Source organism: Pseudomonas sp. GW821-FHT11G12 (assembly GCF_058808055.1).
The window spans coordinates 179,385-197,138 of record NZ_JBXARH010000001.1; the positions used below are offsets into that span (position 1 = coordinate 179,385).

Sequence of the window (17,754 nt, forward strand, 5' to 3'; positions counted from 1 at the left end):
CGTAAAAAAACCACCGGTCTCGGTGGTTTTTTGGTGTCGCTGGATTTACTCGCCGCGATAGATGCAACCGCTGGTGCAGGTCTCGTGGATGCGGATCGCACTGAGTTCCGGCAGCAGGGGCTTCAACTCATTCCAGATGAACTTGGCCAGCACTTCGCTGGTCGGGTTCTCGAGGCCCGGAATATCGTTCAGGTAGTTGTGGTCCAGACGCTCGTACAACGGCTTGAAAATCGCCTTGATCTCGGAGAAATCACGGATCCAGCCGGTGTGCGGGTCGAGGTCGCCGCTCAGGTGAATCGCCACTTTGAACGAGTGACCGTGCAGGCGTCCGCACTTGTGGCCGTCCGGTACGTGGGGCAGGCGGTGGGCGGATTCGAACGTAAATTCCTTGAAGATTTCCACAGTGTTTTCAGCTCTGTTGAGATGGCGTTCGCCGCAGCGAATTCGGGCAGGCGGCGAGTTTACCAGCTTGTCCCCGGCTGTGCTGACTAAAGGGTCAGCAAGCGCTCGGCGAGGCGACCATTGGCAGTCAGTTCGAGGAACTCGTCGCCCAGCCGGCGACTTTCGTCCATCGCCGCGCGCCAGTATTTCTGCCGGCTCGGTGCATCGCCCATGAAGCGTTTGAAGTCGTTACGGTCGGGGAGTTTGCCGTAGGGCAGGCGCGCCAGGTATTCCTTGGACGGCGCGAGCAACAGCACGTCCTGCAAGCGTTCCACCGAGGCTTTGCGCCAGGGCAGGGTCTTGTCGAACCAGCCCGGAATCACCCGGTCGGTGAAGTGCGGATAGAGCACGATGCCGTCGCCGTTGTAGGGCAGGTCGAGGTGATAGTCCAGCAGACCGCCATCGCGGAACGTGCCGGCTCCGGCGCCCGGCAGGTCGCGCACGCCTTCCATGACCATCGGGATCGAACCGGACGCCAGCAGCGCCTGACGCAGGTTGCCGGCATCGAGGGCAACAAAGCGCGACGGGAAGTCATTCAGCGCATGCACCGGCGGCGCCAGGCGCGGGTCGTGGATGATCAGCCGTTCGAAGTGCCGCGACAGCCGCGCCCGTCCCCGCAGGTTGTCGGCGATCACTGAACCCAGCGCCAGCCCGAGCCGGCCGCGATGATCGTCCGCCAGCCGCCCGTGGCTTTTGACCACCATGATGTTCAAGCGGTAATGGGCGTTGTCGAGCAGTACGGCATCGCGACCGTCAAGCAGGTCATCGAGCATGCGCTGCGAACTGCGGCTGACGTCGCCGATGGTCACGCCTTTGTTGAAGTTTTGCTCGGTGTACAGATGACCGAGGCGACGAATGCCTTCGGCGGCATCCGGCAGGCAGGCGCTGGCGAAGCGCCAGGAGCCCACCGACGCACCGATCAGCGAGCGCTCGCGCGGTGCGGCCGGCAGCCACTCGCCGAACAGCGCCAGATCCAGCCCCTGAATCCCCAACGCCTTCGGCCCACCGGCAGCGCCGGGCAGCGTGCCGACGTCGGCGGCGTTCAGGCCTTGAGCACGAATGCGTGCCATGGCGCGCGGGCCAGCCTTGAGGGTGAGGGCAGGGAACTTGATGTGGATGGCTGTCATACCGGTCTCGATCGTTAGCAAGCGAAGAATTATAAACACATGTTGCCAGCCCTGCAGGAGCGGGCCCGATGATGGCCATTCAGTTTCAGTTAAGTTCGCACCGTTATGGTGCCGACCGTAGCGACACATAAAACACGGAGACACCATGAAAACCCTGACTGCCCTGAGCCTCGCCTCGTTCATCGGTCTGGGCGTCAGCCTGGCCCATGCACGCGATCTAGGGCCGGACGAAGCCCAACGTTTGCACGACGCTGGTACTATCGTGCCCTTCGAGAAGCTCAATGCCACGGCGCTGGCCAGGCATCCGGGTTCCACCATTACCGACTCCGAACTGAAGGAGAAGTACGGCAAGTATCTCTATCAGGTCGATCTGCGTGATCCGCAGGGGCTGGAATGGGATCTGGAATTGGACGCCGTCAGCGGGCAAGTGCTCAAGGATCATCAGGATACGTAATGAAGCTTAATGCTCGCGCCGCCAGTCGAACTGCGTTGGCGCTTTTGATTGTCTGCTCGGCGGTGGTGGCCCGCGACCTCGACCAGGACGAGGCCCTGCGCCTGCGTCAGCAGGGGGTGATTCTGCCGCTGGAGCAGGTGCTGCATAACGCGCTGGATCGCTACCCCGGCGCGAAACTGCTGGAAGTCGAGCTGGAAGAAAAACACGACGTCTACATTTACGAAGTCGAGTTGCTGACCGTCGACGGTGTGACACGCGAGCTGCATCTCGAGGCCGCCACCGGCCGTTTACTGAAAGACAAGGAAGATTGACCGATGCGTTTGCTTCTGGTGGAAGACCACGTTCCTCTGGCCGATGAGCTGATCGCCGGCCTGCAACGCCAGGGCTACGCCGTGGACTGGCTGGCGGACGGCCGTGATGCGGTTTATCAGGGCCGCAGCGAGCCGTACGACCTGATCGTTCTCGACCTTGGCTTGCCGGGCGTGCCGGGCCTTGAAGTGCTGGCGCAATGGCGCGCCGGTGGGCTGGCGACGCCGGTGCTGATCCTCACTGCCCGGGATTCCTGGGCCGAGCGCATCGAAGGCCTGAAGGCCGGTGCCGACGATTACCTGACCAAACCCTTCCACCCGGAAGAACTGCATTTGCGCATTCAATCGCTGCTGCGCCGCTCCAAGGGGCAGGCCAACCAGCCGACGCTCAAGTCGGCGGGGCTGCATCTGGACGAGGGCCGCCAGTGCGTCGTGCGCGACGGCGCCGATATTCAACTGACCGCCGCCGAGTTCCGCCTGCTGCGCTACTTCATGCTGCACCCGGAGCAAATCCTTTCCAAAAGCCACCTCGCCGAACACCTCTACGACGGTGAAACCGAGCGCGACTCCAACGTGCTTGAAGTCCACGTCAACCACCTGCGCCGCAAACTCGGCAAAAGCGTGATCGAAACCCGTCGCGGCCAGGGTTATCTGTTCGGCGGACAAGCTTCGTGAGATCGATCCAGCGCCGCTTGAGCCTGGGTCTGATCAGCGTGATGGTGATCGTCGGCCTGGTGCTGGCGCAAACCAGCCTGTGGCTGTTCGAAGTGGGGTTGCAGCGTTACCTCGAAGCCGGCCTGCGCAACGACAGCGAGAGCTTGCTGGTGGCACTGGTGCGCGGCCCGCAAGGCTTGCAGCTGGACGAGCGGCACTTGTCGCCGGCCTATCAGCGGCCGTTTTCCGGGCATTACTTTCGCATCGATTTCGCCGAGAGTCACTGGCGCTCCCGTTCGTTGTGGGATCAGGAACTGCCGCTGCTGGAACGGCCAGGCCTGCACAGCAATCTGCAACTGGGGCCGGACGGTCAGCAACTGCTGGTGCTGCGCTCGGATTACAAACGGCTCGGCCAGTCGATCTCGATCAGCGTGGCCCAGGATTACACACCTGTGCGCGAGAGCTTCCAGCGCATGCGTCAGGTCGGGCTCGGGCTCGGGCTGGCCGGGTTGTTGCTGATCCTGATCCTGCAACGGCTGACCGTGCATCGGGCCTTGCGTCCACTGGAAAAGGCTCGCGAGCAAATCGCCCAGTTGCAGCAGGGCCAACGCTCACAACTCGATGAACAGGTGCCGGCGGAACTGGAGCCGCTGGTGGCGCAGATCAACCATTTGCTGGCGCACACCGAAGACAGCCTCAAGCGCTCGCGAAACGCGTTGGGCAATCTTGGGCATGCACTGAAAACGCCGTTGGCGGTGCTGCTGAGCCTGGCCTCGAACGAAAAGCTCGATGCTCATCCCGAGTTGCGCAAGATCCTCAAGGAACAACTGGAACAGGTGCAGCAACGGCTTAACCGCGAGCTCAATCGTGCGCGACTCTCCGGCGATGCGTTGCCGGGGGCGCTGTTCGATTGCGATGCGGAACTGCCGGGGCTGCTGGCGACGTTGAACATGATCCACGGCGAACACCTGGCATTGAGCTACGTCGCGCCGACCGGGCTGCAATTGCCGTGGGACCGTGAAGACTTGCTGGAATTGCTCGGCAACCTGCTGGACAACGCCTGCAAATGGGCGGATGCCGAGGTGCGCCTGAGCGTGGTCGAGACGGCTGAAGGCTTTGTTCTGAGTGTGGAAGACGACGGGCCGGGGATTCCCGAGGCGCAGCGGGCTCAGGTGTTCAGTCGGGGGACGCGGCTGGATGAGCAGACCCATGGGCATGGGTTGGGGCTGGGGATTGTGCGGGATATTGTCGAGACGTGGGGCGGGGTTTTGGTGCTTGGCGAAAGTGAGTGGGGTGGGTTGAAGGTAGAGATTCAGTTGCCTCGGCGTTAAACCCGCTCCCACAGGGATCTGTGGTGAGCGGGTTTTAGCGTCAGACCCGGAACTGATCCATAAGACTCTGCTGCTGATTCGCCAGGCTATTGAGCGACTGACTCACCCGCGCCGATTCATTCGCCTGCCCCGACAGCGATTCCGTCACATCACGAATCGTCGCCACGTTGTTGTTGATCTCTTCGGCTACTGCGCTCTGTTCTTCGGCGGCGCTGGCGATCTGCAGGTTCATGTCGCTGATCACCGTCACCGCATCGCCGATCTGGCGCAGCGCGGTCACGGCCTGGCCGACCTGTTCGACGCTGCCCTGAGCCTGACGATGGCTGTTGCCCATCGAACCGACCACGTCCTGCGTGCCACTTTGCAGTTGTTCGATCACCTGGCGGGTTTCTTCCACCGATTCCTGGGTGCGGCGGGCGAGGTTGCGCACTTCGTCGGCGACCACCGCAAAGCCACGACCGGCCTCACCAGCGCGGGCGGCTTCGATGGCAGCGTTGAGCGCCAGCAGGTTGGTCTGCTCGGCGATGGCGCGGATGGTTTCCAGCACCGCGCCGATTTTCTCGCTGTTGGCGGCCAGGCCTTCGACCTGGATCATCGCCGCGCTCATGTCGGCGGCGAGGTGGTCGATGCTGGCGGTGGTGCGGTCGATCACGGTCAGGCCCTGACGGGTAGCGCGATCGGCATCTTTGGCGGCTTCCGCCGCTTGCGCGGCGCTGCGGGCCACGTCCTGGGCAGTGGCGCTCATTTCGTGGGACGCGGTGGCCACCTGATCGACCTGACGGTATTGCTGTTCCATGCCGGCGCTGGTCTGGGTGGCAATGGCCGAGGACTGGTCGGCAGTGTTGCGCGCGTCCTGCACCGAGCGTTTCACCTCGGCGATGATCGGTTGCAGCTTGTCGAGGAAGCGGTTGAACCAACCGGCCAACTGACCGAGTTCGTCTTTCTTGTCATAGGCCAGACGACGGGTCAGGTCGCCTTCGCCGCTGGCGATGTCTTCCAGCATGTGGGCCACGCCAAGGATCGGCTTGGTCACGCTACGTGCCATCAGCCACACCAATAGCAGGCCGACCAGCGCGGCGAGCACGCCCAGGCTCAGTTCGATCAGCGTGCCCGAGGTGTTGCTGGCATCCAGTTGCTGCTTGAGCGCTTCGGCGCGGCTGACCAGGACTTTCTCCGGTACATCGAGCAGCACGCCCCACGACGGGCCACCGGGAATCGGCTGGAACGGCGACAGCACTTTCAATTGCGCATTGCTGTGCAGGCTGCTGACGGTTTTGCTCGAGGCCAGCAGGCGCAGCAATTCAGCGCCGCTGGTGGTGTCCACGGCGTCGAGGCGCTGGCTGAGTTTGCTGGCGTCCGGGCTGTAACCGGCGAGCAGGCCGGCAGGGCTGATGATGCTCACGGCGGTCTGGCCGTCATAGAGCTTTTTGCTGGCGCCCTGGCTGATCGCTTGCAGGCTGTTGAGGTTGATGTCCACCGACAGCGAGGCGATGACTTTGCCGTTGACCATCAGCGGGAACACGATGCTGGTCATCAGCACGTTTTGCCCGTCGATCACATAGAAGTACGGCTCGATCACGCACGGCTTGAGCGTGGTGCGCGGGCAGGTGAACCATGCGTTGGCGGCCTGGCCGCTGGGGCCGGTGCTGGTGTCGGCCATGTCGCTTTCCGGCAGCGCCATCGAGGTGACCTTGCCCGGGGTCGGCTGCGACCAGTACAGGGCGAAGCGGCCCTTGTCGTTGCTGCCCAGTTCGGCCTGGCCGGCAAACAGTTCATCCTTGCCGTCCAGCGCGTTGGCTTCGAACACCAGCGACAGGCCGAGCAATTCCGGGTTGGCCTGCAGCGCCGATTTCACCTGACGCGTCATGTCTTCGCGCAGGTCGAAGGCATCGAGGAAGCGCTTCTCGGCCTGTTCGCGCAGGAACAGCACCTGCCGCGAGAAGCCGTGGCCATATTGATAGGCGTTCATGAACTGCTGGCGAATGCCTGCCGCCTGAACTTCGCCCTGGGATTCGATGCGAGCCTGGGCCGACTCGGTGAGCATTTCCATGCTCGAAGCTTTCACCAGTTCAGAACTGTGCTCCATGCGATACAGCGAAAGACCCACCAACAGGGTCACGATACCGGCCAGGCAGAGCCCGGCGAGCAGGGTGATTTTCCATTGGATGGAAAGTTGTCTGAGCGACATGGAGACGTCCTTATTCGATAAATATCTGAGACTTTGCACTGTAACGGCCGCGTTTCGACTTTCTTTATGGCGCAAATGCAATATGGCGAATTGACGCACGTTGTGGCGGATATGCCATCGTTCGCAGTTTGATCATGGAAAGTTACACAGTGTCGCGACCGGTCGCTTTGACACTGCGCCCGCTCTGCGGCACAGTGCGCGCCCTTCTAATAAGACCCTCTATGCAAATCCGCTGGCGACCCTCGTGGCTTGCCGGCCGGACTCATCCTGTCTGGCGGTGAATGGCTTTACCGTCGTGTTTTTGAGGTAGTGAAATGAATGCAGTGATTGCTGCGGTCGGCGTCATGCTGATCCTCAGCCTGTCCCGTGTGCATGTGGTGATCGCGTTGATCGTCGGTGCGCTGGTCGGTGGCCTGACTGGCGGCCTGGGCATCGACGCCACGCTCAAGGCGTTCAACAGTGGCCTGGGCGGCGGGGCGACGGTGGCGTTGTCCTACGCGTTGCTCGGTGCTTTCGCGGTGGCGATTGCCAAGTCTGGCCTGGCCCATGCGCTGGCCGACAAGGCCCTGGCGATGGTCGATCGCCAGCATGCGACCGGGGGCGGCAGCGTCAAATGGCTGCTGATCGGTCTGTTGTGGGTGGTGGCGATTGCTTCGCAGAACATCCTGCCGATCCACATCGCGTTCATTCCGTTGCTGGTGCCGCCGCTTCTATATGTACTGACCAAGCTGCAACTGGATCGCCGGCTGATCGCCTGCGTCATGACCTTCGGCCTGATCACGCCGTACATGGTGTTTCCGGTCGGCTTCGGCAACATCTTCCTCAACCAGATCCTGCTGGCCAACGTCAGCAAGGCCGGCGTGGACATCAGCCAGGTCAACGTCATGCATGCGATGGCGATCCCGGCGGCGGGCATGGTGTTCGGCCTGTTGATGGCGGTGTTCTTCAGCTACCGCAAGAAGCGTGTCTACGACCTGGAAAAGATCGAACAGGTGGAGCAGGTCAGCGTCGCCTACAACCCGATGACGATCGGCATCGCCGGCCTGGCTATCGCCGCAGCCTTCATTATTCAGTTGCTGCTGGATTCGATGATTATCGGGGCGCTGGCCGGGTTTCTGATTTTCTCGGCGTCGGGCATCGTCAAGTGGCGCGAGACTGACGGCCTGTTCACCGAAGGCATGAAGATGATGGCGATGATCGGTTTCATCATGATCGCCGCCTCAGGGTTTGCCGAAGTGCTGAAGGCCACCGGCGAGGTGCGCACACTGGTCGAAAGCGCAGCGGCGCAGATTGATCACAGCAAGGCCATTGGCGCGCTGCTGATGCTGCTGGTGGGGCTGATGGTGACCATCGGTATTGGTTCTTCATTCTCCACGGTGCCGATTCTGGCGGCGATTTTCGTGCCGCTGTGCGTGCAGCTGGGTTTCAGCCCGATGGCGATTGTCTGCATCGTCGGCACGGCCGGTGCTCTGGGCGACACCGGTTCGCCAGCTTCGGACTCGACCCTCGGCCCGACCTCCGGCCTGAACATCGACGGCCAGCATCACCACATCTGGGACACCGTGGTGCCGACCTTCCTGCACTACAACCTGCCGTTGCTGGCGGCGGGCTGGATGGCCGCGATGGTCTTGTAAGGCCCAAACCGGATCGTTACTGCTCAGTGAGTGGTAACGATCTGGTTAAGACCCAGCTCAACTTTTGCTTTCGCGTGCCGTTAACGCCTTTAACCACGCCAATAAAACCAAAAGAGTGAGCACCCATGCGCCTGAGTCTCAAGGCTAAAGTCCTGTCCCTTGCCGTCCTTCCGGTCTTGCTCTTTGCGCTGGTGATCAGCCTGACCACGCTGTTCATCCTCCAGGAGCAGGCGCACAAGGAAGTCGAACAGACCCGCGAACGCCTGCTCGGCGACGCCAAGGCCACCCTGGCCAGTTATGTCGCCGTGGCCATGACCACCATCAAACCGCTGTACGACGCTGCCGCCCCCGGTGACGCCGACGCGCGGGCGCAGGTGATCAAACTGCTGTCGAGCATCAAGTACGGCAAGGACGGCTACTTCTTCGGCTACGACTCCGAGACTGTGCGCCTGTTCAAGTCCACCGACCCTGACGGCGTGGGCAAGAGCTTCAAGGACAACCGCGACCCGAACGGCGTCTACGTCAACCGCGATCTGGTAAAGGTGGCGAAGGACGGTACTCACTACCTGCAATACAGCTCGCCACTGCCGGGTAACGCGCAAGTGCTGGTGCCGAAACTCGGCTACACCGAATACCTGCCGAAGTGGGACATGGCGTTCGGTACGTCGGTCAACCTCGACGGCATCGAGGCGCAAGTGGCGCTGGTTCAGGCCCAGGTTCAGGACCGAATGGAAGGCGTGGTGCTGAGCATCGTCGGCGTGGCGGTAATCGTGTTGCTGCTGATCGCGGTGGCGGGGCTGGTGCTGGCCAATACCATTTTGCGGCCGCTGACCCTGATGAAAGCCAACCTCGACGACATTGCCGCGGGTGAGGGCGACCTGACTCGTCGCCTGACCATCACCAGCCAGGACGAACTCGGCGAACTGGCCGGTTCGTTCAACCGTTTCGTCGACAAGATTCACGGCCTGGTGCGGCAAATCACCGAGATGACCTCGCAATTGACCGGTCTGGTAACCCAGGTCTCGGATCAGGCCCAGCGCTCCGATCAGGCCATGGAACGTCAGCGCCACGAGACCGATCAGGTCGCCACGGCAATCAACGAAATGTCCGCCGCTGCGCAGGAAGTTGCCAAGAGCGCACAGAACGCCGCCGTCGCTGCACAGCAGACCGACGAAGAAGGCCAGACCGCCAAACGCGTGGTGGCCGGCAGCATCAAGCAGATTCATGCGCTGGTGGACGACATCCGCAGCAGTGGCGTGTCCCTCGACAGCCTGCAGCAGGACGTGTCGTCGATTGTCGGCGTGCTCGGGGTGATCCGCTCGATCGCCGAACAGACCAACCTGCTGGCACTCAACGCCGCGATTGAAGCGGCGCGGGCCGGTGAGGCCGGGCGCGGGTTTGCGGTGGTGGCGGACGAGGTGCGGGCGCTGGCTTCACGCACGCAGATCAGCACTCAGGAAATTCAGGGGATGATTGATCGCTTGCAGGCCGGTACGCAGTCGGCGGTCGAGGCGATGCGCCGTTCCAGTGAAGCGGGTGACGGCACGTCGGCCCAGGCCAATCAGGCGGGGGCGTCGCTCGACGCTATGGCGGATCTGATTGCGACCATCAACTCGATGAACGCCCAGATCGCCAGCGCCGCCGAAGAGCAGACGGCCGTGGCCGAAGAGATCAACCGCAGCGTGCATCAGATTGCGGTGGCGGTGGATAACGTGGCGGATGAGACCCAGTTGGGGGCGCAGACTTCGCGGAGTCTGGCGGATTTGGGGCAGCGGCTGGGTAAGTTGGTTGGGCAGTTCCGTATCTGACCCCTGAAAGCCCCCTCACCCTAACCCTCTCCCGGAGGGAGAGGGGACTGACCGCAGTGTCTTGCGTCATACATCGACCTGAAAAAACCAGTCGATTATGGATTCAAAGCTAATCGCTCACGTCGGTGCATTTCTTAAATATCCCCCAATCGGTCCCCTCTCCCTCCGGGAGAGGGTTAGGGTGAGGGCTGGCTTTTGATCTTCAGGGTCGATCCCAATAAGGAACCTCCCCAAAACACTCAACAAAGAAATCAATCACCGTCCGCACCTTCACCGACAACCGCCGACTCCCCGGCCACAGCACCGAAATCTGCTGCGGCTCGACACTGTTCGACACCTGATAATCCCCCAACACCGGCACCAGCGTGCCCTCACGCACCGCCTCGCCGATCAGCCATGACGGAAACATCACCAGCCCCAAACCCTGTTCGGCGGCCTGGGTCAGGGTGTCCGCGTGGTTGCCGGTGATCGGACCCTTGACCGAATACGGCGTCCACTCGCCCTGATCCTGACGGAAAAACCAGCGCTGCTGGCCGGTCGCGCCCTTGTAGGCCAGGCACTGGTGGCGGGCGAGGTCTTCGGGATGCTGCGGTGTGCCGAAGCGCTTGAGATACGCCGGGCTGGCCGCGACCTGAAACCGGTGCGGCGCGAGGATCCGTGCCTGCATGCTCGAATCGTGCAGCGGGCCGATGCGGAACAGCAGGTCGGCACCTTCCTGCAGCGGGTCGATGTAGTGGTCGGTCTGCTGGATGTCCAGTTGCAGCTTTGGGTAGCGCTCGCACAAACGGCCGAGCCACGGTGTCAGGTGGCGCTGGCCGAACACCACCGGGGCGTTGATCCGCACCAGTCCGGTCGGTTCGCTTTGCTGTTCCTGCAACGCCTGTTCGGCTTCTTCCAGCTGCACCAGCACCAACCGTGCGTGATGACCGAGCATGCGCCCGGCTTCGGTTGGTGTGACCGCGCGGGTGTGGCGGTAAAGCAGTTGCTGGTTCAGCGCTTGCTCCATCAACTGGATCTGCCGGGATATCGAAGAGGGCGCCACGCCCTCGCGGCGGGCGACTTCGGAAAAGCTGCCGTGATCGAGCACGGCCACAAACAGCCTTAGCGCCTTGAATCCCAGTTCGTTGAGCCCGTGCATCGTGTGTCCTGCTGTGCGAGTAGCGCAAAAGTGTTGTCAGGATGCTCCCATTTATCGCACAGCTGCGCCAGCCGATAATCCGCGCCATCGTGTCCTTCAGAGGTTTTTTAGATGCAGTCGTTTGATGAAGTGAGTGCTGCGCCGGCTCCTGTCGTCCGGTCCGGTTTGCGCTTGTTGCTGTTGCCGTTGGTGATTCTGGCTGGCATGGGTTTGTCGGTGGAGGCCGGGTTGCTCGGGCCGCTGGGTGAACAGGTCGGGCACCTGTGGGCGACCTTGAGCATCTTCGGGGTTGGCTCGGCGATTCTGTTTTTGCTGTTGCTGTTTGCGGGGCCGCAGAAGGGGCCGGCGCTGACCGATCTGCCGCGCTGGCAGTTGATCGGCGGGTTTCTGGGGCCGATGTATGTGGTGGTGCTGACGTTGGCGACGCCGCATATCGGGATTGCGATGACGATGATTGCGATTCTGTCGGGGCAGGTCGGCAAGAGTGTGCTGATTGACCATTTCGGCTGGTTTGGGGCTACGCGCAAGAAGGTCAATGCCGAGCGCTGGCTGGCGTTGGGGTTGATTGTGGCGGCTTTGGTTTTGATTGCGCGGGGGTGAAGTGATGAGTCTGGTTATTTTGTTGGCGGTGGTGGTGTTGGCTGGCGCGGTGTTGAGTGTGCAGGCGGCGATCAATGGGCGTCTGGGTGAAACCGTCGGCGTTCTGCGCAGCAGTTTGTTGACGTTTGTGGTGGGGGCAGTTTCGACGGGGTTGTTGATTCTGTTTTTTGAGCCTGCGCAGGTGGTGAGTTTGTTGGAGGTGCCGAAGTGGCAGTTGAGCGGGGCGTTGTTTGGGGTGGTTTATATGATGGTGATGGTGGGGGCGGTGCCTCGGGTGGGGACTGCGGTGGCGACGGTGGCGGTGATTGTCGGGCAACTGGGGATGGGGATGTTGATTGATAATTTTGGGTGGTTGGGGAATCCGGCGATTGAGCTGTCTTCGAGTCGGGTTTTGGCGATGGTTTGTTTGGGGTTGGCGTTGGTGTTTATGTATCGCAGTAGCGTGCGGGGGGTTGATTGAGTACATATCCGTTGCTGCGGTAACGGCTTCTTAGGGTTCCGCCCTTACGGCGGGTCACTTTTGGCAAACGCCCCAAAAGTAACCAAAAGGTCTGTGCCCTGACGTACGGCCCTCGCTGTGGCTCGGGTTCCTTCGCTCCGGGATTGATCCGGGGGCATCGCCTACGGTTTGCTTCGCTGCACCTCCTCTCGATGCATGCGGCTTCGCCGCACGGTCGCTGCGCTCCCACCCCCGGATCAATCCCTCCACTCAGCCTGCCGACGGGCCTGTGCGTCAAAAGCGGTACTCGAGCTAACGCTCATCGTGTTGAGTGGTGGGGGATGGTTGAGTGAGTGGTTCGGTTGTTGGGTTGTTGGGTGGTTTTCACCTTCTACACTGGTAGCACGGCTTGTTCTTTCAGCCTCAGACAACCACCACCAAAGGAGTCTGTTCCATGGCAGATAGAAAATGCGATTGTCCGGGATGTCGTTGCACGATCAAGGAGGGTGAGCATTCTTATGTGGCGCACGGTAAGCATTATTGCTGTGAGGCCTGCGCGCATCATCACAAAAGTGGCGAGGAGTGTTCTGGCAAGGGTTGCCAGTGCGCGCACCCGAAATAACGGTCTGTATGAAACAGTGGAGCCTAGTCAGGCTCCACTTCCAGTTTCAGGCTGTCGTCGTCCAGGCGTTCGGTGTGGCGGACGGTGCCTTGCAGGCGTCGGCCTTCGACTCGGACGTCGACGGTTGTGGCCTGTTCGAGGTCTTCCGGCTGTGGGGCCGGGACGCGCAGGGCGAAGCAGTAGGGATCGTTTTCGACGGGTTCCAGGCCAACCGGGCAGTCGATGCTTCTGGTGACTCTGCCGGAGGCGGTGTCCAGGCTGTAGTCCAGGTGCGCCGGGCTGCTGATGGTCGTCATGTGTGTTCCCCCGAATTAGTCCCCACCTGCGCCACAGCTTAGCTTGCCGGTCGCCACGTGACGTTTTCCACGCCGAATTTTTCCGCCGCGGGCTTGCTGGTCTTTTGCACCTTTTCCCGGCCGAAACGCGGGATGCGGCCCACCCCGGCGTCGCAGCTTGCCCAGTGCCACGCCTCGGTGTTGTCCATTTTGTCCGAGCGGATAATGAACGACTTCGGCGCGCCGTGAAGGGTGTATTCGATGACAAACAGTTTTGCGTTGTTCATAAAGCCCGTCTTCCTCCCTGTGGTAATAGAAGGATCGTCGCGCACCGGGAAAATTCACTCGGATTGTCCGACGGTATCTATCAATGGCGAGCGAGGGGGCGGACTGGTTACCATGGCGTTTCCGTCAACCCCGATGAATGTTCGCCATGGCCCTCGCCGCGCCCCCCGATCTGAGTGATACCGATGTGCCGGTGCAACCGCTGGCCCGCACGTATCCGCGCGGGTTGTTCATCGAGCCGCACGAGCATGTCTGGGGGCAGTTGCTGTATGCGATGAGCGGCGTGATGTGGGTCGAGACCCCGCACGAGGCGCTGGTGGTGCCGCCGCAGCGGGCGGTCTGGTTGCCGCCGGGCGTGCCGCACGGGATTCGCGTGGTGTCGGATTTGCAGATGCGCAATATCTACCTGCGCCCGGCGCTGGCGGCGACGCTGGATGAAACGGTGCAGGTGATCGAGGTCGGTGGTCTGCTGCGTGAGTTGATCGTCGGGCTGGTGGAACAGGGCGATAACGGCGATGCCGAGTATTACGAAGCGTTGGTCGGGCTGGCGCTGCTGGAGCTGAGACGCGCAAGGCGTTCACAGTTGAAGATTCCGCTGCCGGACGATGCCGACCGGCGGCTGATGAGTCTGTGTCAGGCGGTGATGGCTGCGCCGTCGCTGGAGATTCCTTTTGAGCAACACGCCGAAAACGCCGGGGCCAGCGTGCGTACGCTTGCACGGTTGTTCAAGGAAGGCCTGGGCATGGGCTTTGCCGAGTGGCGGCGGCAGGTGCAGTTGGCGACGGCGGTGGCGGAGTTGATTCAGGGCGTGCCGGTCAGCGCGATTGCCCGTGAGCTGGGTTATTCGCCGAGCAGTTTCAGCGACATGTTCCGCCGCGAGTTGGGTGTCGCGCCTTCGCAGTTCAGTGCCGGGCAGCTTCCAGGCTGATTTGGCCGAAATTCAGAAGTCCTTGGCCGGTGCCGGTCGCAGCCTTTCCCTAGACTTTGCCCATTCCCTTTATGTGGCGGAGTGATCCCATGAACTACCTGATTTCCCTGGGCATCGGTCTGGGCGTCGGCCTGCTGTATGGCGCGCTGGATTTCCGTTCCCCGGCGCCACCGGCCATCGCGCTGGTCGGCCTGTTGGGCATGCTGGCGGGCGAGCAGTTGTGGCCGATGGGCCGGCAACTGGTCAGTGGCTGGCTGTCCTGAATTTCCTTTTTTCATTCGGTGGATCAACTCATGAAAGCACTGCAATTCGATAAAACCGGCGACTTGTCTTCCCTGCGCTTCGTCGAGGTGCCGACACCGGTGCCGGGGGTCGACGAGGTGCTGGTGCAGATCAAGGCGGCGGGCCTGAACCCCAGCGACGTGAAGAACGTGCTCGGGCGTTTCCCTTACACCACGCTGCCGCGTATTCCCGGTCGGGACTTTGCCGGTGTGGTGGTCGAGGGGCCGCAGGCGTTGATTGGTCAGGAGGTTTGGGGCACCGGCCGGGAGCTGGGCTTTTTCGCCGACGGCTCCCATGCGCAGTTCGTCAAACTGCCGGCCAATGGCGTGGCGCACAAACCTTCGCACCTGAGTTTCACCCAGGCCGCCAGCCTCGGTGTGCCTTACACCACAGCGTGGGATGCGCTGGAGCGCAGTCTGGTCAGCGCTGAAACCCGTTTGCTGGTGATCGGCGGCGGGGCGGTGGCGACGGCGGCACTGGCGCTGGCCAAGGTGCGTGGCGCGCAGTTGCTGGCGGCGGCGCGGCGGCCGGAGCAGGTCATGGATTTGCAGGCGCAGGGTTATCAGACGATCCAACTGGACAAGCCCGAGGAGCTCGGCGCTCAGGTCAACGCGGTGTACCGCGGTGGTGCCGACGTGATCTTCGACACCACCGGGTTCTGGCTGCCGGCCTCGGTGCCGGCGCTGGCACCTTTCGGGCGCATCGCGATCATCGCTGCGCCGGTGGACGGGCATGTGCAACTGCCGGCGCTGGCCCTGTATCGCAAGGGCGGTTCCGTGGTTGGCATCAACTCCCTGCTGTACGGCGTTGAGGCTTGCGCGGCGATGCTCGAACAGTTCGGCCGGTTCTTCGACGAAGACTTGCTGCCACTGCCGCAAGGGCTTGTCGAAGCGCCGCTGGCCGAAGGACTGGCGCGCTATGCCGATGTGAATCAGGGCAGTGGCGACAAGATCATCCTGATGCCTTGATCCTCAGGCTTCAGGGACGCCGTTCTCCCACGCCGACCAGTGCTTCAGGATGTCCTGCACCAGCGGATGACCTGCGCGGTAGAGGTTTTCCAGTGCCGGGACAAATCCGCCTTGATCGGCGTACTTGAGCAGGTTGTCCACTTCGCTACCGCCCGGCGCCGGGCGGTCGAAGTCGGAGCCGGCGCGCACCACGGCCAGGCGCTGCACGTCCACCAGGCCCTCGCGGCTGGCGCGTAGCAGGGCCTCGTAGGTGGAGTTGTCTTCCTGTTGGGTGGTGCAGTATTCGCCTTTGTTGTCGGTCAACAATTTGGTCCAGACCTCGGCGCGTTCGCTCAGGCGTGTGCCGGAGAACCAGGTGTTGCCCGCCAGCGTGTCGCAACGGGTGACTACCGGAGGCTGATTGGCCGGTGCTGCCGGGTATTTCAGGCGCCACGCCGCCGATTCCTTGCTCTCGCTCAGTTCGACCTTGTGGCTCAGGGCGAAGGCCTTGGCCTGTAGTTTCGGGTTGAGTTCGAAGACTTCGGTCTTGTAGTCCAGCGGCGGTTTTTCATTCGGGCCTTTCGTGTTGATGCCGAGGTAACCGGTCGGCCAACTCGATGGCGCATCGCGCGAATCCAGTTCCCACTGGGTGCCGAACTCGACCAGATAATGCGCCCAGGCAGCGGTGCCGATGGTTCCGTGTTTGGGGCTGATGCCGGCAATCCCGGCGATCAGGAAGTAGCTTTTGCGCAGGTCGAATTTCGGCGACAGCGCCAGTGCCAGGGTCGAGGCGGCGGCGTTGGTCTGACCCATTCCGGTGGTCATCAGACATACCTGTTGCGTGTTGCAGCGGATGGTCGGGTACTCGGTGGACAGGCCCGGCACGCGGATTTCCTGCTTGAGTTCGAGGCGATCGATCCAGTGCTGAGCTTCCGGGGCGAACATGGTGATCAGCACGACTTTCGGCTGAATCGGTGCCTCGGCCGCCCAGGCGGTGGAAGAGAGCAGGGCAGCAGCGGCCAGAGATATACGCGTCATTGCTTTCATGATTGCTCCTGGATTCAGAACTGATAACCGATGCCGGCGTAGTAACCCCAGCCGTTGGAACGTGCGCGGAAGTTGCCGTCGCCGAAGTTAAGCTCGCTGCCGTCCTCCCAGTTGCCGCCGTTGTGGAAGTAACGGCCGACGAGGGTGAAGCGCAGGTGCGTGAACGAGTACAGCAACACGTTGGTCGCCACCGTGGCATTGGCGGTGCGCGCCGGGTTGTCCTTGTGCAGGTCCGAGCCGAAATCGAAGTTGGTGAAACCAATGTAGGTCAGCGAAGCACCGTTGCTGAACTTGTCGATCGGCACGATGTACTTCAGCTGCGCGCGGTAGCCGTCCCACGAATACTCGTTGCTGGCGCCGTAGTTTTCCCACTGGTAGCGCCCGTACAGGTTGGCCGACAGGTTGACCCGCGAGTGGGTGTCGATGTCGGTACCCAAACCGCTGTACAGCGTGTTGGCACGGTTCTCCTTGCGGCTGCCGTGATCGTAGATCCAGTCGAACGCCACGTACCATTCCTTGAACGGCCCGATGGCCAGGCTGCGGCCGGCGAGGTAGTCGATGGAGATGCGCGGTTCGTGTTCCATGAACACCGGCGAGCCGTGATCCCACACGCCTTTGTCGTGGCTGTTGCCGATGTTGAAGATCTTCGGAATGTCGACGTAGCCGTACAGCTCGAACGGGCCCTTGCGCCCGAAGTACTCATATTCCAGATAGATATCGTCGGCCGGTTGCGGGCCGAAGCTGATGTCCTTGCTGCCGATCAGCATCAGGTCCTGGTTGTACCAGTCCGACAGGTACGCGCCTTTTTTCGGCGGGCTGGCTTCGGGGCTGAGAGCTTCGCCCTGGGCAGATTCTTCGGGCAGGGCAGGTTGCGCCAGCGCGGTGTGGCTGAGAACTCCGGTAACGCCGGCCAGTAGCAGGGAAACAGCAACGGTGCGCGCACCACGACGGCGGCGGCAGGAAGAAACGTGCATTCAAAGTCCTTTTTGCGGATCAAGGCCCGAAAAAGCGGGCTTGTACGGTTCTGTAACGAAATTGTGAGTAACGGCGACTCGCAAACGTTTGCACAACCCGTACCAGTTTCGCAAGACGCTGAAAAACAGATCAATTCAGTGATTTACCTGGCCCTTCGGTCAAGCATGGCTCAGGCCTTCCCCAAAAGTACTCAAGCCCGTGCTCAGAACGGCTCGGAGCATCGCCTTGCCGGCTTATCGCACAAAAGTATTAACACTATTTAACCGGTGCC

Annotated in this window: 20 protein-coding genes and 1 pseudogene; 12 read left to right on the top strand and 9 right to left on the bottom strand. The window is 61.9% G+C overall.

Annotated elements, in window-relative coordinates; translation table 11 throughout:
• Positions 1-45: 45 nt before the first annotated feature.
• Together queD and AC1RR7_RS00755 are read right to left on the bottom strand one after the other, a co-directional pair.
• A complete protein-coding gene (queD, locus tag AC1RR7_RS00750) occupies positions 46-402 on the bottom strand; it encodes a 6-carboxytetrahydropterin synthase QueD (RefSeq protein ID WP_007955941.1) in 357 nt (118 codons plus the stop codon).
• 86 nt (positions 403-488) lie between these two features.
• A complete protein-coding gene (locus AC1RR7_RS00755) occupies positions 489-1,568 on the bottom strand; it encodes a patatin-like phospholipase family protein (RefSeq protein WP_493073184.1) in 1,080 nt (359 codons plus the stop codon).
• 145 nt (positions 1,569-1,713) lie between these two features.
• On the opposite strand from AC1RR7_RS00755, the gene AC1RR7_RS00760 reads away from it, so the two are divergent.
• From AC1RR7_RS00760 to AC1RR7_RS00775, 4 genes are read left to right on the top strand one after another with little or no spacing between them, the layout of a single operon-like run.
• Entirely contained in the window at positions 1,714-2,022 is a 309-nt protein-coding gene (locus AC1RR7_RS00760; RefSeq protein ID WP_493155726.1) for a PepSY domain-containing protein, read from the top strand.
• Positions 2,022-2,333 carry a PepSY domain-containing protein gene (locus AC1RR7_RS00765; RefSeq protein ID WP_249489970.1) on the top strand — a complete coding sequence of 104 codons (312 nt, stop codon included), beginning with the start codon at positions 2,022-2,024 and terminating at the stop codon, positions 2,331-2,333. The genes AC1RR7_RS00760 and AC1RR7_RS00765 overlap by 1 nt, the downstream gene beginning before the upstream one ends.
• A 3-nt stretch (positions 2,334-2,336) precedes the next feature.
• Complete coding sequence (locus tag AC1RR7_RS00770; RefSeq protein ID WP_096822000.1) at positions 2,337-3,005, top strand: response regulator transcription factor; 669 nt, start codon at positions 2,337-2,339, stop codon at positions 3,003-3,005.
• Complete coding sequence (locus AC1RR7_RS00775) at positions 3,002-4,315, top strand: ATP-binding protein (protein WP_493155728.1); 1,314 nt, start codon at positions 3,002-3,004, stop codon at positions 4,313-4,315. Before AC1RR7_RS00770 ends, AC1RR7_RS00775 begins: the two co-directional genes overlap by 4 nt.
• A gap of 40 nt (positions 4,316-4,355) precedes the next feature.
• Here the strand turns inward: AC1RR7_RS00775 and AC1RR7_RS00780 are convergent, their stop codons facing one another.
• Both AC1RR7_RS00780 and AC1RR7_RS00785 read right to left on the bottom strand, forming a co-directional pair.
• Positions 4,356-5,111, bottom strand: coding sequence for a methyl-accepting chemotaxis protein (locus AC1RR7_RS00780; RefSeq protein ID WP_404943238.1), 756 nt, complete (start codon positions 5,109-5,111; stop codon positions 4,356-4,358).
• Between the two features lie 102 nt (positions 5,112-5,213).
• Positions 5,214-6,503, bottom strand: a pseudogene (locus AC1RR7_RS00785) (cache domain-containing protein); the annotation flags it as partial.
• Between the two features lie 314 nt (positions 6,504-6,817).
• On the opposite strand from AC1RR7_RS00785, the gene AC1RR7_RS00790 reads away from it, so the two are divergent.
• Positions 6,818-8,137: a Na+/H+ antiporter family protein gene (locus AC1RR7_RS00790; RefSeq protein ID WP_096821997.1), complete on the top strand. Its 1,320-nt coding sequence runs from the start codon at positions 6,818-6,820 to the stop codon at positions 8,135-8,137.
• Between the two features lie 125 nt (positions 8,138-8,262).
• Positions 8,263-9,945 carry a methyl-accepting chemotaxis protein CtpM gene (gene ctpM / locus AC1RR7_RS00795; protein ID WP_493066558.1) on the top strand — a complete coding sequence of 561 codons (1,683 nt, stop codon included), beginning with the start codon at positions 8,263-8,265 and terminating at the stop codon, positions 9,943-9,945.
• Between the two features lie 202 nt (positions 9,946-10,147).
• On the opposite strand, the gene AC1RR7_RS00800 is transcribed toward ctpM, so the two are convergent.
• Positions 10,148-11,083, bottom strand: a complete 936-nt coding sequence (locus AC1RR7_RS00800; protein WP_493155732.1) for a LysR family transcriptional regulator — start codon at positions 11,081-11,083, stop codon at positions 10,148-10,150.
• 111 nt (positions 11,084-11,194) lie between these two features.
• On the opposite strand from AC1RR7_RS00800, the gene AC1RR7_RS00805 reads away from it, so the two are divergent.
• The 3 genes from AC1RR7_RS00805 to AC1RR7_RS00815 all read left to right on the top strand — a co-directional run bounded on the left by AC1RR7_RS00805 (position 11,195) and on the right by AC1RR7_RS00815 (position 12,744).
• A complete protein-coding gene (locus AC1RR7_RS00805) occupies positions 11,195-11,683 on the top strand; it encodes a DMT family transporter (RefSeq protein ID WP_192558511.1) in 489 nt (162 codons plus the stop codon).
• A 4-nt stretch (positions 11,684-11,687) separates the two neighbouring features.
• A complete protein-coding gene (locus AC1RR7_RS00810; protein ID WP_493091927.1) occupies positions 11,688-12,143 on the top strand; it encodes a DMT family transporter in 456 nt (151 codons plus the stop codon).
• Between the two features lie 433 nt (positions 12,144-12,576).
• On the top strand, positions 12,577-12,744 hold the full coding sequence (locus AC1RR7_RS00815) for a metallothionein (RefSeq protein ID WP_074689145.1): 168 nt from the start codon (positions 12,577-12,579) through the stop codon (positions 12,742-12,744).
• A 23-nt stretch (positions 12,745-12,767) separates the two neighbouring features.
• Here AC1RR7_RS00815 and AC1RR7_RS00820 read toward each other — a convergent pair whose 3' ends face one another.
• The gene (locus AC1RR7_RS00820; RefSeq protein WP_096821994.1) at positions 12,768-13,040 is read right to left on the bottom strand and encodes a hypothetical protein; all 273 of its coding nucleotides are present in this window, start codon (positions 13,038-13,040) and stop codon (positions 12,768-12,770) included.
• Positions 13,041-13,078: 38 nt separating this feature from the next.
• Positions 13,079-13,306, bottom strand: a complete 228-nt coding sequence (locus AC1RR7_RS00825) for a DUF6555 family protein (RefSeq protein ID WP_096821993.1) — start codon at positions 13,304-13,306, stop codon at positions 13,079-13,081.
• Between the two features lie 146 nt (positions 13,307-13,452).
• Here AC1RR7_RS00825 and AC1RR7_RS00830 point away from each other — a divergent pair, with 146 nt between their 5' ends.
• The 3 genes from AC1RR7_RS00830 (at position 13,453) to AC1RR7_RS00840 (ending at position 15,482) form a co-directional block, all read left to right on the top strand.
• Positions 13,453-14,232, top strand: a complete 780-nt coding sequence (locus AC1RR7_RS00830; protein WP_493066560.1) for an AraC family transcriptional regulator — start codon at positions 13,453-13,455, stop codon at positions 14,230-14,232.
• An 89-nt stretch (positions 14,233-14,321) separates the two neighbouring features.
• Positions 14,322-14,495, top strand: coding sequence for a DUF1427 family protein (locus tag AC1RR7_RS00835; protein ID WP_085733565.1), 174 nt, complete (start codon positions 14,322-14,324; stop codon positions 14,493-14,495).
• A gap of 30 nt (positions 14,496-14,525) precedes the next feature.
• Positions 14,526-15,482 carry a quinone oxidoreductase family protein gene (locus AC1RR7_RS00840; protein WP_493155734.1) on the top strand — a complete coding sequence of 319 codons (957 nt, stop codon included), beginning with the start codon at positions 14,526-14,528 and terminating at the stop codon, positions 15,480-15,482.
• 3 nt (positions 15,483-15,485) lie between these two features.
• Here AC1RR7_RS00840 and AC1RR7_RS00845 read toward each other — a convergent pair whose 3' ends face one another.
• Complete coding sequence (locus AC1RR7_RS00845; protein WP_493155736.1) at positions 15,486-16,508, bottom strand: purine-nucleoside phosphorylase; 1,023 nt, start codon at positions 16,506-16,508, stop codon at positions 15,486-15,488.
• Between the two features lie 14 nt (positions 16,509-16,522).
• On the bottom strand, positions 16,523-17,482 hold the full coding sequence (locus AC1RR7_RS00850; protein WP_096821989.1) for a nucleoside-specific channel-forming protein Tsx: 960 nt from the start codon (positions 17,480-17,482) through the stop codon (positions 16,523-16,525).
• Positions 17,483-17,754 lie beyond the last annotated feature (272 nt).